At 28.1% G+C, this 16,443-nt stretch carries 14 protein-coding genes and 1 other annotated feature; of the genes, 9 read left to right on the top strand and 5 right to left on the bottom strand.

What is annotated here, in order from left to right:
- The first annotated feature begins 385 nt into the window (after positions 1-385).
- Positions 386-719: a binding site (T-box leader), on the top strand.
- A 266-nt stretch (positions 720-985) separates the two neighbouring features.
- Entirely contained in the window at positions 986-2,272 is a 1,287-nt protein-coding gene (gene aspS, locus ACWPW7_RS06295) for an aspartate--tRNA(Asn) ligase (RefSeq protein ID WP_454052814.1), read from the top strand.
- A gap of 241 nt (positions 2,273-2,513) precedes the next feature.
- On the opposite strand, the gene mscL is transcribed toward aspS, so the two are convergent.
- Together mscL and proS are read right to left on the bottom strand one after the other, a co-directional pair.
- Positions 2,514-2,912, bottom strand: a complete 399-nt coding sequence (gene mscL, locus ACWPW7_RS06300; RefSeq protein ID WP_454052815.1) for a large-conductance mechanosensitive channel protein MscL — start codon at positions 2,910-2,912, stop codon at positions 2,514-2,516.
- A 269-nt stretch (positions 2,913-3,181) separates the two neighbouring features.
- A complete protein-coding gene (gene proS, locus ACWPW7_RS06305; RefSeq protein ID WP_454052816.1) occupies positions 3,182-4,618 on the bottom strand; it encodes a proline--tRNA ligase in 1,437 nt (478 codons plus the stop codon).
- An 845-nt stretch (positions 4,619-5,463) separates the two neighbouring features.
- Here proS and ACWPW7_RS06310 point away from each other — a divergent pair.
- From ACWPW7_RS06310 to cutA, 3 genes are all read left to right on the top strand, one after another.
- On the top strand, positions 5,464-5,733 hold the full coding sequence (locus tag ACWPW7_RS06310; protein WP_291565026.1) for a TIGR04076 family protein: 270 nt from the start codon (positions 5,464-5,466) through the stop codon (positions 5,731-5,733).
- A gap of 277 nt (positions 5,734-6,010) precedes the next feature.
- Positions 6,011-7,009, top strand: a complete 999-nt coding sequence (locus ACWPW7_RS06315; RefSeq protein WP_454052817.1) for a C39 family peptidase — start codon at positions 6,011-6,013, stop codon at positions 7,007-7,009.
- A gap of 280 nt (positions 7,010-7,289) precedes the next feature.
- The gene (cutA, locus tag ACWPW7_RS06320; RefSeq protein ID WP_454052818.1) at positions 7,290-7,640 is read left to right on the top strand and encodes a divalent cation tolerance protein CutA; all 351 of its coding nucleotides are present in this window, start codon (positions 7,290-7,292) and stop codon (positions 7,638-7,640) included.
- A 100-nt stretch (positions 7,641-7,740) separates the two neighbouring features.
- Here cutA and adhE read toward each other — a convergent pair whose 3' ends face one another.
- The gene (adhE, locus tag ACWPW7_RS06325) at positions 7,741-10,350 is read right to left on the bottom strand and encodes a bifunctional acetaldehyde-CoA/alcohol dehydrogenase (RefSeq protein ID WP_454052819.1); all 2,610 of its coding nucleotides are present in this window, start codon (positions 10,348-10,350) and stop codon (positions 7,741-7,743) included.
- Between the two features lie 218 nt (positions 10,351-10,568).
- Here adhE and yaaA point away from each other — a divergent pair, with 218 nt between their 5' ends.
- From yaaA to ACWPW7_RS06350, 5 genes are all read left to right on the top strand, one after another.
- Complete coding sequence (gene yaaA / locus ACWPW7_RS06330; RefSeq protein WP_454052820.1) at positions 10,569-11,330, top strand: peroxide stress protein YaaA; 762 nt, start codon at positions 10,569-10,571, stop codon at positions 11,328-11,330.
- A 142-nt stretch (positions 11,331-11,472) separates the two neighbouring features.
- Entirely contained in the window at positions 11,473-12,342 is an 870-nt protein-coding gene (locus ACWPW7_RS06335; protein WP_454052821.1) for a radical SAM protein, read from the top strand.
- A gap of 112 nt (positions 12,343-12,454) precedes the next feature.
- On the top strand, positions 12,455-12,661 hold the full coding sequence (locus ACWPW7_RS06340; RefSeq protein ID WP_454052822.1) for a cold-shock protein: 207 nt from the start codon (positions 12,455-12,457) through the stop codon (positions 12,659-12,661).
- Between the two features lie 187 nt (positions 12,662-12,848).
- A complete protein-coding gene (locus ACWPW7_RS06345; RefSeq protein ID WP_454052823.1) occupies positions 12,849-13,421 on the top strand; it encodes a 5-formyltetrahydrofolate cyclo-ligase in 573 nt (190 codons plus the stop codon).
- 15 nt (positions 13,422-13,436) lie between these two features.
- The gene (locus tag ACWPW7_RS06350) at positions 13,437-14,780 is read left to right on the top strand and encodes a Na+/H+ antiporter NhaC family protein (RefSeq protein WP_454052824.1); all 1,344 of its coding nucleotides are present in this window, start codon (positions 13,437-13,439) and stop codon (positions 14,778-14,780) included.
- An 800-nt stretch (positions 14,781-15,580) separates the two neighbouring features.
- On the opposite strand, the gene ACWPW7_RS06355 is transcribed toward ACWPW7_RS06350, so the two are convergent.
- Both ACWPW7_RS06355 and ACWPW7_RS06360 read right to left on the bottom strand, forming a co-directional pair.
- A complete protein-coding gene (locus ACWPW7_RS06355) occupies positions 15,581-15,796 on the bottom strand; it encodes a hypothetical protein (protein WP_454052825.1) in 216 nt (71 codons plus the stop codon).
- A 17-nt stretch (positions 15,797-15,813) separates the two neighbouring features.
- Positions 15,814-16,239, bottom strand: a complete 426-nt coding sequence (locus ACWPW7_RS06360; protein WP_454055475.1) for a helix-turn-helix domain-containing protein — start codon at positions 16,237-16,239, stop codon at positions 15,814-15,816.
- Positions 16,240-16,443 lie beyond the last annotated feature (204 nt).

Genomic DNA, 16,443 nt, shown 5'->3' on the forward strand with positions numbered 1-16,443 from the left:
ATTGTAATATTTCGTTTGGAAAAGACATGGCCCCTCATCTTGAATACCCCCTTAATTAATTTAGAGATTATCTAGAGGATATAATGTATAGAATTAAAAGTCAACAGATTATAAAACTTATTTTTTGAAAATTAAAAATATTATTATGAGCTTTACTAGTTGTAATAAAAACATTAGAACAAATATTTAATTATTGTTAAAAGAAGTATATTACAATTATAAATGATATTTAATACACTGGAATTTATAGATTTTATATGGAATGTAATTTGTATAATGAGTTAAAGTAAATAGAGTAAAATTAAAAACTGTAGGAGAAGTGAAGAATTATTTTTTAAATATTAAAATTATATTGACAAATTGGATACTTAGTAGTAAAATCTTATTAAATTCTATGAAGGAAAGAGTAGGTATTAGGTTAGTATCTAAAGCGAGTGAGGGATGGTGGAAGCCTCATGAGAAAAACAATGCTGAATGACATTCCAGAGAAGTTTATCTGAACGCTATTTTAGTTAATAGGATAAAACGTATTCCTACGTTACAGGATTAGAGATGACTTTAATTTTTAATTGAAGTTAAGCAGGATGGTACCGTGAAGTTTATACTCTCACTCATGCACAATGAGTGAGAGTTTTTTAATTTTCATAATGTGAGCTGCTTAAAATTTAATTATATATTAAGGTTAATTAGGGTGGTACCACGAATTTTTCGTCCCTTGAGATTTATCTCAAGGGATTTTAATTTTTATTAGGAAAGAAAGCTTTCGTTAAGTAAACTAATATATCGAAATTAAAAATGAATAATTGTAAATTAATTCTAAAAAACTAGTTTTTTAAATAGACTTTATAAGTATCAATAATTATGGACATTTATGATAAATTATTGATTTCTCAAGGTAAATCAAATTTCTTTAACTTAGTGAAGAAATTTGATTTAATATGTGAATGATTTAAAAATTGAAAGGTATTTTAAAGGAGAGATTTATATGAAAAGAATTATGATAAATGAATTAATAAATTATGAAAATGAAATTGTATCTGTGAAAGGCTGGGTTCATAGAATAAGAAAACTTAGCAAGATTACATTTTTAGTAATAAGAGATAGGTCTGGTATGGTTCAAGTAATTATAGATAATAATGAACTTTTAAAAGATATTAAGTTAGAAGCAGTAGTTTCTATAGATGGATTAGTAGTGAAAAGTAATAATAAGATTTCACCTATAGAGATACAAGTAAATAATGTTCAAATTATATCAGAGGTAAAGGAGGATTTACCTATAGAAGTAAATTTAGATAAAATTAATGGAAATTTAGATACCATATTAAACAATAGAGCTTTAAGCTTAAGGAATGTAGTGTTAAATGCAATTTTTAAAATACAAGCATTACTAGCTCAAGGCTTTAGAGAGTATCTTATAAAAGAAGGATTCATTGAGGCTTTTACTCCTAAAATCGTAGCAGAAGGTGCAGAAGGAGGAACTGCAATTTTTGAAATTAAATATTTTGAAAAAAAAGCATATTTAGCTCAAAGCCCTCAGTTTTACAAACAAATGATGGTTGGGGCAGGTTATGAGAGAGTCTTTGAAGTAGGTAGTGTTTATAGAGCGGAAGAGCATAATACTAATAGACATTTAAATGAATATGTGAGTATGGACCTTGAAATGGGATTTATTGAGGATGAAAAAGACATTATGAAATTAGAAACAGAACTTTTGAGATATATGCTAAATAAGTTAAAAACAGAAGGAGAAGAATATTTAAAAATATTAAATATAGAAGTACCGTTCATAGGAGAAGAAATACCTTCTTTAACACTTAGTGAAGCAATAGAGATATTGAAAAAGGAGTATAATAAGACTGACTTAGAGGGAGATCTAGACTCAGAAGGAGAAAGACTCATTTGTCAATATGCTAGAGAAAAGCTAAATTCTGAATTTATATTTTTAACAGATTATCCCAAAGAAAAAAGGCCTATGTATACTATGCCTAAAGGGGATAATTTGACTCATAGTTTTGATTTACTGTTTAGAGGACTTGAAATAACTACAGGAGGTCAAAGAATTCATAATTATGAAATGCTTATAGAAAATATGATATCAAAAGGGTTAAATCTAGAAAATTTTCATAATTATATGGAATTATTTAAATTTGGTATGCCTCCTCATGGTGGTTTAGCTATAGGTCTTGAAAGATTAACAGCTCAACTTATAGGGCTTAAAAATGTAAGGGAAGCTTCCTTATTCCCAAGAGATAGAACTAGAATAACACCTTAATTAGGCATCTTCAAAAAAATAACTAGTCAGTATGCTCATTTATTTTGTATCATACTGCGTCGTCAGAACTCCATGATAGTTAAACTATCATGAAAACCTGTCTTCTTGTCTGATGCAAAATATATTTCGCATCTTTAACTAGATATTTTATTTCATATGCTTAAAATATACTAACATCTTTGGTCTATTATTTTCTTTCAGATGCCTTAAATAAAAAAAAGCGTGATTTATGTCACGCTTTTTATTTCTCTTTTAATATGTCACGAATTTCAGTAAGTAATGCTTCTTCTTTGCTTATTTTAGTTACAGCTAGTTTATCTTCTACTTCTTCTTTACGTTTAAATTTAGATATAAATTTTATAAATAGAAAAATGGAAAGAGAAATTATTAAAAAATCTATAACAGCTTGAATAAACATTCCATAGTTTAGTGTAAGTGCTGCCAAACCATCTCTTTCAGGTCTAATAGGATATTTTAAAGATGTGAAGTTAACTCCACCAAGTAATACTCCTATTATAGGCATTATTATATCATTTACTAAGGAAGTAACAATTTTACCAAAGGCACCACCGATAATAACTCCTATTGCTAAATCCATAACATTGCCCTTAAGTGCAAACTCTTTAAATTCTTTAATCATAGAATACCTCCTTTAATAAATATAACTATTATTATTATAGACAAATTTTATAAAAAAATATATAAGGGATTTTGAAATATAGTTAATCAGTATGATATTGTATTTTATATTATGCTTTAAAGATAAAATCATATAATAGTAGTATTGCCAAGGTGATATTACTCCTTATCTTAGATAAAATATTTATCTTATTTTTGATAAATGTTGTTAAAGATTAAAAACTAATCAAAAAAACCGCAACTTAGTCACGGTTTTTTAAGTTAGTTCTTCTAATAAGCTTTTCCCCAATATACTAGAGAAACTGTTTCTTTTCCACAGCATATACAAGTATTAGAAATAGATTCTTGTTTAAATGGCATACATCTAGCAGTTACTCCTGCCTCTTCTTTTAATTTATCTTCACAAGCTTTATCTCCACACCACATTGCTTTTATAAACCCAGGTTTATTTTCAGCAATATCTTTGAATTCTTCTAAAGTTAATGCATTGAAAGTTTTTAATTCTCTATGATTCTTTGCTTTTTCAAGTAAGTCTAGCTGAATTGTATCAAGGAGTTTAGAAAGTTCCTTTTCAAGCTCATCAATAGAAACTACAAGTTTTTCTCTTGTATCTCTTCTAACTAGAACAACTTGATTATTTTCAATATCTTTAGGACCTATTTCAAGCCTTATAGGCACACCTTTCATTTCATATTCATTAAATTTCCATCCAGGCATTTTATCACTAGCGTCAAGTTTAACTCTAAAGCTATTAGAGATTCTTTTTTCAAGTTCTTTAGCTTTATCTAAAACTCCTTCTTTATGTTGAGCAATAGGAACTATAACTATTTGCTTTGGAGCTATTTTAGGTGGCAACACTAAACCGCTATCGTCTCCATGAACCATAATTAATGCACCTATTAACCTAGTAGTAGTTCCCCAAGAGGTTTCGTGTACATATTGTAGATTTCCATTTTTATCACTATATTTAATATCAAAAGCTTTAGCAAAATTATCCCCGAAATTATGAGATGTACCACTTTGAAGTGCTTTACCATCATGCATTAAACTTTCTATTGTATAGGTAGATTTTGCACCTGCAAATTTTTCTTTATCAGTTTTCTTTCCTTTTATAACAGGTATAGCAAGTACTTGCTCGCAAAAATCTGCATAAAGATTCAGTATATTTATTGTTTCTTCTTCAGCTTCTTCATAAGTAGCATGTATTGTATGACCTTCTTGCCATAAAAATTCTGTAGTTCTTAAAAAAGGGCGTGTTGTTTTTTCCCATCTCACAACAGAACACCATTGATTATAAAGTTTAGGTAAATCATTGTACGATTGAACTATTTTAGCATAGTGTTCACAAAATAGAGTCTCTGAAGTAGGACGAACACAAAGTCTTTCAGTTAACTCCTCTGATCCACCATGAGTTACCCAGGCAACTTCAGGTGCAAATCCCTCAACATGATCCTTCTCTTTTTGAAGCAAGCTTTCAGGGATAAACATAGGCATATATACATTTTCATGTCCTGTAGCTTTAAGTTTTTCATCTAAAATTTTTTGCATATTTTCCCATATGGCATATCCATATGGACGAATTATCATACATCCTTTAACACTAGAATAGTCAACAAGTTCTGCTTTTTTAACTATATCTGTATACCATTTTGCAAAGTCTTCATTCATTGAGGTTATGGCTTCAACGAACTTTTTATTTTTAGACATAATTTATAACCATCCTTTACTAATTATTTTCGTACATAGACTTTAGTTTGAAATTTTGTTAAAATTGACATTCAGCTTGTATTATTACTAATAATACAATTATCTATATACCTAAACTATTTTTGAAACCAATGTATATGTAGAATAATTGATTTTTATTATTAAGTAATTTTATATTTTAAAAAATAAATTAATTCTAAATTTCTTAGCTATTACTAACAAATATCCAAAATTGTTCATCGTCAATAATTTTATACTAATGTGAATGCCAATAATTCAATACCACAATTATATGAACATATAAATTAAATTTGAAATCGGTACATCTATATCTTTAGCAGTATAGAATATTTTATTATTTCAAATATTCGTAAAATATCTATGATGCTATGTTAAAATAACATAGTATAGTTGTCAATACTTATACAATTTACAACCTTATACAGTTGAAAGTTAGCAACTGTATTCAATATAATAAATGAAATTTTTGTCACAGCAGAAGAGCTATAGATATATCAGCTCTAAAATTAATATATGTAAAAATAATTGATATTTTTTGGTATCATAGCTGAAACTATTGAATTTACAATTCACAGTTCAAAATGCACAATTGTGGATATTTCTCAGTTACCACTGAGAAATTTATAATTGATTATTTCTTGAAGTTACAAGGTAACTTTTCATGAATGATTAGCAATTACATTGCTAGCCAAAAAGTACATTAAAGAAATTATTTTGCTAAAAAATAATTTCTACCTCAATTGTGAATTTTACATTGTGAATTGTGAATTGATCTATATTGTCTGCTATAATTAAAATAGATAAGGGAAGAGGGGGGATTTTCTATGAGTAAAAGACCAAAAATTAGAATTACTTTAGTAGATAAAAAGGGGAAATGTGGATGTCATCATGGACATAAAATAGGAGATAGTTTTGATTTTGATAGTGATAGAGGTAAACTTTGTCCTATGGCTATGCATGTAGCTTTTCCTTATGTAGACATATTAAGATATGGTGGAACTATTCCAGGAAGTAAAGATAATGGTGAAGTATTAATTTGTTGTCCTGATGTAGATGTAATTAATGTATTTAAAATTGAAAAAATAGATAATTAATTTATTAATACTATCTTTATATAATCAGTGTGCAATATAAAGAAATGTAGTAATATTACGTTATATTCAATAGAGAAGTATTTTTTATTTCCTTAAGGCGTCTTCAAAAATGTAATAGACCATTATAGTAGCCTATTTTCCATCATACTGCGTTGTCAGAACCTGCCCATAGTGTCACTATGGGCAGAACCTAACACCTTGCCTGATAAAAAATATACTAGCATCTTTGGTCATTATTTTCTTTCAGACGCCTAAAACATGAGAAAGGTAGAATTATATGAAGAAAAAGAGAAAGTTTCCCATAATAACTTTTATCCTCTCATTGTGCTTATTATCTGTAGCTTCCTACAATTATATAAATGTTAGTGCTGAAGAAAGTGCAATTAAAGACCAAATACACAGTATAAAGTCTTCAGGACAAATTAGCGAAGGATTTTTAACTAAAATAGAAAAAGAAGAAATAGAAGAACGAAAGCAGAAGGAAGAGGAAAAAAAGAGGAAAGAGGAAGAGAAAAAAAAGAAGGAACAAGAAAAAGCTAAGGAAAAGGCTGAAAAAGAAGCTAAAATAAAGGCTGAAAAAGAGGCTAAAATGAAAGCAGAAAGAGAAAAAGAATTGGCAGCTATAAAGGCAAAGCAAGAAAAAGAGCTTAAAGGAAATGAAAAAAAATTACCTGAAAAAATAATACTTGATATAGAGCCTATAAATCAGTTGCCAGAGCTTAAAAATGGATGTGAAGTTACGTCTTTAACTATGCTTTTGCAATATAAGGGAGTCAAAATAGATAAGATGACCTTAGCTAATAAAGTCAAAAAGGATACTACCAGTATAGAGTATGATGGCTATGGGAAAATAGTCAAATGGGGAGATCCAGATGAAGGATTTGTAGGAGATATTACTGGAAAATATTCGCCAGGATATTCCGTTAATCCTAAACCATTAATGCCACTTATGCAACAATATATAATGCCTAAAGCAGTGGACTTAACTAAAAGCGATTACAGTGAGTTGGAAGTATACCTAAGTATGAAAAGGCCTGTTATAGCGTGGATTACTAATGACTTCTCTATGCCTTCAAAGGATGCTTCTTGGAAAAAAGGAGACAAAGTTATAGAAGTTCATTTTAATCAGCATGCAGTTCTTTTAACTGGATATGATAAGGATTATGTTTATTATAATGATCCATTAAAAGAAAGTAAAAACTCTAAAATTGATAAAGAAACTTTCAAAAAAGTTTGGATTAGTATGGGAAGTAAAGCCCTTAGTTATACAAATTAGTTTAATGAAGTGAAAGCCTGGGAATTTATTGAATTGTAATTACTTTTCAGATACGTCTTTTTTAACGGGTCTGAAATTAGGGATTAGTTCATATAAAAATTTCGAGGTTTTTCTTTTGATACAAATAAAATTAGAAATTATTCAATTTTAAATAAAAAATTAAGGATGTTAATTTTGATAAATTTATTATTAGTGAGGCTAAAACATAATAAAAAGGTAATTATATGGGAAAAGTAAAAAAAAATATAAATTTAATAGTTAGAGGTAGAAGGAGAAAACTATGGAATTTTCTTTAGTAAAGGTTGAAGTATTTATACCTAAGGAATATATAAATAAATTAAGATATAAATTAAATGAAATAGGGGCATTAACTATAGGAGGAAATTATGATAATTGTATGAGTTATTCTATGGTTGTAGGATCATGGAGACCACTAGAAGGTGCTAATCCTTTTAATGGTGAGGTAGGAGAAATTTGTGAGGCAGAAGAAGCAAAGGTTGAATTTTGCTGCAAAAGACAATTAATAAAAGAAATTGTAGAAGTAATAAAAAAAGTACATCCTTATGAAGTACCTGTGATAAATGTACTTCCTATAATAAATGGAATGCTTATATATGAAACTTTGGATTAATTACCAATTGAAAAAAGCATGATTTTTCATCATGCTTTTTTCTTTAAGGTCTAACAGAGTAGCATTCATACTTGAATAAATATTTTCATGGGGAATTTATTTAGTATGCGTTTTGAATTAATTCTATAATCTCCTTAACTAATGGAAGTCTTGGATTTGCAGTTGTACATTGATCTTCAAAGGCTTCATCAGCAAGGTTATAGATAACTGAATCTAAATGATCTTTTGTAACACCACATTCTGATAATGTAGAAGATACATTAAGTTCATTCATTAAATCTTTTATAGCATTAATTAAACTTTCAATACCTTCTTCCTTAGTAGAGCATGGAAGTCCTAAGTGTTTAGCAATTTGCCTATATTTTTCTGGTGCCATGTAGTATTCATATTTAGGGAAAGATACTAACTTACTTGGATTACTTCCATTATATTTAATAACATGAGGAAGCATTATAGCGTTAGCTCTTCCGTGTGGTATATGGAACTCAGAACCTAATTTATGAGCTATACTATGGTTAACACCTAAGAAGGCATTAGTAAATGCCATCCCTGCTATGCAAGAAGCATTGTGCATCTTTTCTCTAGCTAGTGCATTGGAACCATCTTTATAAGCTATTGGTAGGTATTTAAATACCAATTCTATAGCTTTAAGTGCTAATCCATCTGTATAATCAGAAGCCATAACGGAAACATATGCTTCTATAGCATGAGTTAATACATCCATTCCAGTGTCAGCAGTAACTGAAGGTGGAACGGTCATAACTAGTTCTGGATCAATTATAGCGATGTCAGGAGTTAGCTCGTAATCTGCTAATGGATACTTAACTCCATTTGCTTTATCTGTAATAACTGCAAAAGCAGTAACTTCAGAACCAGTTCCAGATGTGGTTGGAATAGCTACCATTTTAGCTTTTCTACCTAATTTAGGGAACTTAAAAGCTCTCTTTCTTATATCCATAAATCTAAGTTTTAATCCATCAAATTCAATGTTAGGATTTTCATAGAATAACCACATTCCCTTAGCAGCATCCATTGCAGAACCTCCTCCAAGGGCTATAATAACATCAGGTTCAAAGCTTCTCATTTGATCTGTACCTTTCATAACTGTTTCTGTAGATGGATCTGGTTCAACGTCTAAGAATACATTAATGTCCATATTAGCTTTCTTTAAGTGATACATTACTTTTGAAACATATCCTAATTTATCCATAAATTTATCTGCAACGATAAATGCTTTCTTTCCTTCTAATTTCTCCAAGTATTGCAATGAGCCTGGTTCAAAATAAATTCTTTCAGGCACTCTAAACCACAGCATATTAACTCTCCTTTTTGCTACCTTTTTAATATTTATAAGGTTTTGTGCACTAACATTTTGAGTAGTTGAATTTCTACCCATAGTACCACAGCCTAAAGTTAATGAAGGCATATTTGTATTATAAATATCACCTATAGCTCCCTGAGAAGATGGAGAGTTTACAATGATTCTTCCAACCTTAACTCTTTTTGAGAATTCCTCTATAACTTTTTCATTTGATGTATGAATTACAGCAGAGTGACCTAGTCCACCAAACTCTATCATTTCTTCACATTTTTTAATTCCTTCCTCAGTACTATCTACAATATACATTGATAGTATTGGGCTTAACTTTTCTCTTGAAAGTGGATATTTTGGTCCTATTCCTTCCAATGGAGTTATCAATATTTTGGTAGTTTGTGGAATGTCAATTGATATCATTTTAGCAATCTTTGTTGCTGGCTGGCCAACTATCTCGGCATTCATAGAACAAGATTTTGGGTTTATTGCTAGTTTTTCCAATTTATCCATTTCATCTTTGTTAAGTATATGACAATTATATTCTTTTAAAAGTTGAATAACTTCTTCTGAAACATCTCTATCAATTATAACTGCTTGCTCGGAAGCACAAATTGTACCATTATCAAAGGATTTACTCATAACTAAGTCGTTAACTGCCCTTTTTAAATTTGCTGTTTTTTCAATATAACATGGAACATTTCCAGCCCCAACGCCTAAAGCAGGTTTGCCAGTGGAATAAGCTGATTTAACCATTCCTGGTCCACCTGTTGCTAAAATCATATCAACGCCAGAATGATTCATTAGCATTTGAGAAGCTTCAATTGATGGTGTTTCAATCCATTGAATGCAGTTCTCAGGTGCTCCAGCTTCTATTGCGGCATCTCTAACTATTCTTGCTGCTTCAGCACTACATTGTTGAGCTCTAGGATGGAAACTAAAAATTATAGGATTTCTAGTTTTTATAGAAATAAGAGATTTGAAAATTGTTGTGGATGTAGGATTTGTAGTAGGGGTAACACCTGCTATAACACCGATAGGTTCAGCAACATCCATACAATCTTCTTCATCATTATCATTTATAATTCCAACAGTTTTCATCTTTTTTATGCTATGATATACATATTCAGACGCAAAAATATTTTTAGTTATTTTGTCTTCATATATGCCCATTCCGGTTTCGTCAACAGCCATTTTAGCTAACTTTCTATGATCTGCAAGAGCAGCTAAGGTCATTTTTTTTACTATATTATCTATTTGTTCTTGGTTAAGATTTAAGAATTCATTATAAGCTTTTCTAGCTCTATTTACTAATAAATCTATAGATTCTTGTGTACTAGGAGTCTTAACCTCTAAATTTTTGTCTTCAGTAGTATTTAGGTTTTCTGTTTTACTCATGTAAATTACCCCCAAAAATAGTTTGTTATTTTTTTAACTAATTATATTGTAGCATATGGGAAGAAAAATGCAATATATTTTGTTAAAATAATATCAATATATTTTCGACAAATGTATAAAAAGTAAAAAAAGTTAATTGATCTAAATGTAATATAAAGATTTAAAAAATATTAGAGATTTATATAATTTTTAGTATAATTATTATTGAGGTGATGAAAATGATAACAATAATATCTCCAGCAAAGTCATTAAATTTTGATTCAACTTTAATGTTGGAGAAATCTACAAAGCCAAAGTTCTTAGTTCAATGCAATGAGCTTATAGAAGAGCTAAAAACAATGAATTCTTACGATATTATGAAATTAATGAAAGTGAGCAAAAATATTGCTGACTTAAATATAGAAAGATTTAATAAATTTAAAGAAAGTAATAAAGCTAAGCAAGCAATATTTGCTTACAATGGACAAGTTTATAAATCCATGAATCCTGTAGATTTCTCAGAAAAAGAAATAGAGTTTGCACAGGATCATTTAAGAATTATATCTGGTCTCTATGGTATACTTAAACCCTTAGATTTAATAAAAGAATATAGACTAGAAATGAGTACAAAGTTAAAAAATTCTTATGGAGATAATTTGTATAAATTTTGGGGTGAAAAAATAACATCTGTATTGCAGGAAGAAATTAAAAATCATAATGAAAAGGCTATTGTTAATCTTGCTTCAGAAGAATATTCAAAGAGTATTAATCTGAAAAAATTGAGTGAAGAATATAAAATTTTAAATATAGTTTTTAAAGAGAATAGGAATGGTCAATACAAGGTAATAGGAATGAAAGCAAAAACTGCTAGGGGACTTATGGTTTCTTATATTATAAAAAACCATATCGATAAAGTGGAGGAAATAAAAGATTTTGATACAGATGGATATATTTTTAATAGCAAATTAAGTGATAAAGATACATGGATATTTACGAGATAGAAATTATATAAAGTTAACAATAAAAAGTTTAAGATTATTTTAAAATCATATTGAGCATAAAAATAATAGGATGTTAAGCTTTATTAGTTTAAATTATCAATTATATATTTTAATTAAGTAACAAATAAGGAGCGAGTTTTATATGAGATATGAAGGTACTGTTTATAGACCACCAAGTGAGGCATATAGCTTGATAATTCAGGCTACTATAGGATGTTCTCATAATAAATGCAATTTTTGTAGTATGTATAAAGAAAAGAATTTTAGAATAAGGCCAGTAGAGGAAGTAATTGAAGATTTACATATGGCAAGAAATCGATATAAGAAAGTAGAAAAAATCTTCCTTGCAGATGGAGATGCACTTATTATTCCCATGGAAAAACTTAGAGTTATACTGAAAGCTATAAGAGAGATCTTTCCTGAGTGCCAAAGGGTAGGGGTATATGGCTCTCCAAAATCCATACTTATTAAATCTATAGAAGATTTAAAGGAATTAAGAGATTTAGGAATTGGAATAGTTTATTTAGGTATTGAAAGTGGCAGTGATAAAATCTTAAAGGAAGTAAATAAAGGTGTAACATCACAAGAAATCATAATAGCGGGAAAAAAAGTTAAGGATTGTGAAATTAAGCTTTCAGTAACACTAATATCTGGATTAGGTGGAAAAGAAAATATAGAGGAACATGGGTTAAAATCTGCACTGGTTATAAGTCAAATAAATCCTGATTATTTAGGTTTTTTAACACTGATGATAGAAACGGATACAAAGCTATATGATAAAGTGCAAAGTGGAGAGTTTAAGTTGTTAAACCCACAGGAAGTTATGGAAGAAATGAAAATTTTTATTGAAAATGTAAATGTAGAAAATACTGTATTTAGAAGTAATCATGCTTCTAATTATGTAAGTTTAAAGGGAACATTACCTTTAGATAAAGAAAAAATATTAAACACTATAAATAATGCATTAAAAAATAGTAATAGTTATAAAAGTGAATTTTTAAGAGGGTTATAGAAAATATTAATTGTCAAAGAAATTTTATAAATTATTCTCCTATTTTAAAGTATTAAAAGTATAAAATTGTAAAAACTAAATGCATATTATATTTTGAAATGGAGGTTTAATAATGGAAACAGGAATAGTAAAATGGTTTGATAATAAAAAAGGATATGGATTTATATCAGGTAATGAGGGAAAAGATGTTTTTGTGCATTATTCTCAAGTAAAAGAGAAAAGTCATAATAAAGACCTACATGAAGGTGAGTCAGTAATGTTTGATATTATAGAAAAAGAAAAAGGCCTACAAGCTATAAATGTTCAAAAAATGGAATGACAAAATAAATTAACTAAGATATTTATAGTAAATTTTATTTATAAATTGATTATAAGACTAATAAAGGTAAGAGCTAATAGTTTTAATTATTAGCTCTTATTTTAGTTAGCTTTTTTATATTTAAATTTTAGTGAAAATGATAGAATAATTTTAAGAGCTTTATTATGATATGAAAGTAGGAGTTTTTATGAATATAAAAAGTAAAAAGGAAATAAGAAAAGAAATTTTACAAAAGAGAGATTTAATAAGTGAAGAAGATAAAAAACTTATAGATGAAAAAATATTTAATAAGCTTGTAAATAGTGATGAATATAAAAAAGCGAAGACTATTTTTGCTTTTGTAAGTTTTAAAAGTGAAGTAAATACACATAAGTTTATTGAGTATGCTCTTTCACAAGGTAAAACCATTGGAGTACCTAAAATAAGAAAAAAAGAAGAGGGTATGGAAGTTTTTAAAATCCACTCACTTTCTGATTTAGAAAGTGGATATTTTGGGGTAATGGAGCCTATTGAAAGTTGCAAAAAAATAAATAAAGATAATATAGATTTTATATTAATGCCTGGAGCTGTCTTTGATGAAAAAGGTGGAAGGATTGGCTATGGTGGAGGCTTTTATGATAAATTTTTAAGTGATGTAAGGAGATCTGTTCCAAAGATAGCTATTGCCTATGAGTTACAGATTATAGATAATGTACCTATGGAAGAGTATGATATTAAAATTGACGGTATAATTACAGAGAAAAGGACAATTAAATTTTAACAAAAGGAGAATTACATGGACGTTTTAATAGGAATAGTTGTTTCTACAATTTTATTTTTATTTGCAGTTATAACTGGCATAGATATAATTTACTCATTGATATTAGTTTTATTAATTTTTACTTTTATTACAGTAAGAAGAGGCTTTACTTTAAAAGAAACTTTAAAAATGATTTTTGATTCTAGTAAAAAATCACTTATAGTACTAGAGGTATTTATTCTAATAGGAGCATTGATATCTGCTTGGATGGCAGCAGGAACAGTACCAGCTATTGCTTATTATGGAATCAATTTAATTGACCCTAATCTATTTATTTTATCAGCTTTTATATTAAGTGCAGTAGTATCAATGCTTATAGGAACTTCATTTGGTACGGTTGGTACTATAGGGATATCTATGATGGTTATGGTACGAGCTGGTGGAGGAAATGAACTTATGGTAGGTGGTGCCATAATAGCAGGAGTTTATTTTGGAGATAGATGCTCTCCTATGTCTTCTAGTGCAAACCTTGTGGCATCTATAACTGAGACAGATTTATATACAAATATAAAGAATATGATAAAGACCTCCATACTACCTTTAGGATTATCAATAATTTTTTATTTGGTATTATCACTTAATTATCCGTTGAACTATAGTGAATCAAATGTATTAAATAACATAACGAAATATTTTAATGTAAACTTAATAGCGCTGCTTCCAGCAGTGGCAATACTTATATTATGTGTATTGAAAGTTAAAGTTAAGATCTCAATGTTCATAAGTATATTGATAGCATCATTTATAGCAGTGATTTATCAAAGTGTTTCAGTAAAAGATATTATGAAGTATTTAGTTATGGGTTTTAATCTTCCACAGGGTAATCCTCTTGCTGGAATTATAAAGGGTGGAGGACTTATTTCTATGGCGAGATCAAGTGCTATGGTTATGATATCTTCAGGATTAGCAGGACTATTTGAAGGGGCTAAAATGCTTGATTATATTGAAAAATTTATGAAAAAAGCTGATAGTCGTCCTAAGATATTCTTATATACTATTGTTTCCAGTGTATGTGCTTCGGCTTTTGGATGTACACAGGTTTTAGCGATAATGATGACTCATTTACTTATGAAAAATTGTTATAGAGATAGAAACATAGATGATTATTCTTTTGCAGTGGATTTAGAAAATACTGCTATAGTAATAGCGCCATTGATTCCATGGAATATAGCAGCAATGATACCACTTGAAAATTTAGAATTAAGTTCTAAATCTTTGGTGTTTGCAATTTATTTGTATTTAATGCCTCTAATTAATTTAATCACATTGTATTTTAAACATAAACTAGAATTAAAAAGCACTAATGATTTAAATATATAAGCTCTAAATTAAGCTTATTTAAATCGGTTTTGTTGATTTCATTAGCTTATAATTTATAAAATACTTGAAACTTTTCTTAGAGCATTTATTAGGTATAGAAGTTATAGGAAATCACTTAGTGAGTTGTCATTTATTCTAAGTAAAATTAATAATAAATTTTTAGATGTACATATGTTTTCAAGGTTAGTTACAATTGCATATATTTTTGAAATAAACCACTTCTATTAAATTATGTTTTAAATAGTAAGTGGTTTTCTTATATAAATTTAATAATATTAAAGGTTTAAAAGTTCAATTTTAATGAGCAGTGGATCTAAATACATATCACTATTAAAAGAATTGTGAATAAAGAATTAAATATTAGCACTAATGACATTAGTAGTATCAATAATTCAACACTAACAAGAATACTTATTTCAATAAAATCTGGAGTAATATCAAATTCATATATTTTAAATGTAGTATTAATAAAAATAAAGCCTAGAAAGATTTTTGAAAATTACCTATTTATGCCTCGTTTTTCATTTATTAAAATATGTACTTATGAAATAGTTTTTTAAATTTTTACAAATATTCATAAAGCTTGTAAATAGATGATTTGTAAAATATAACATTGTCTATGGAAAGTAGAAATAAAAATGTTGTTCTAAACTTGAAAATTAAAAGTGAAGCTCACATGGCTAAAGTCACGTGCTTCTAAGATTACTCTTAGATTTTCCCACCTCGTCCACCTCGTAACCTACTATGTCTATGGGCGTTAGTTCGGATACTTCCTACCCTACTTTATTTATACAATTTAATTAAATCCTAACTCTAATAATTCTTGATTTAAATTCTCTATGAACTTTTGCTTTAATCCATTTTAATTTAGGTAGCTTTATTTTGTTATTCTCAGAATCAACTTCTATATTATTATTTGTAAAGTTAGTAGTGTAAGAATAATTGTGATTCTTCTTACCTTTGAATTTTGGGAAACCTGTATGTTCTTTAAAGAATTTTTGATAAGCCGTATCCAAATTATAAATAGAATTAGTTAATGCGAATTTATCAACTTCTTTAAGCAAAGGTATTCTTTCTTTAATTCTCTATTACAATAATTATTGCAATCTGTTTTGGATAAAGATTTACCTTCATTTTTATATAAATCTATCTTCATTGCTAATATTCGGTTATAGACAAATCTTACACACCCAAAAGTTTTAGCTAATTGTATTTCTTGCTCTTTAGTTGGGTAAATTCTATATTTATAAGCTTTTAACATTGATAAATTCACTTCCTTTCTACTTTTGTTTTTGACTATTAATAAATGAATATGGTCTAAATATCCATTAATTCCCAATATCTTAAAATTATTATCATAAGCTATTTTATCTAATAATTTTCCCTTTATATCTTTTTTTAATACTTTATGTCTATATTTTACGCACCATACTATGTGATATTCTAGTATATTAATTATATTATTATTTTTATAGGATTATCGAGTATTTTTATTTGACATATATCACCACTAACTCATAACCGAAGTCACGAGAGTGCGTGGCTATGCTTCAAGTTTTTTTCTTATAAAAACTCATAAGTTTTTAAGTAAAATTACTAAAAGAATTTTATAGAGTTATAAATTTATAAAACTTTAAGTATATATAGTTTATAAACGTACTCA

The sequence above is a fragment of the Clostridium sp. Marseille-Q7071 genome (assembly GCF_965112025.1).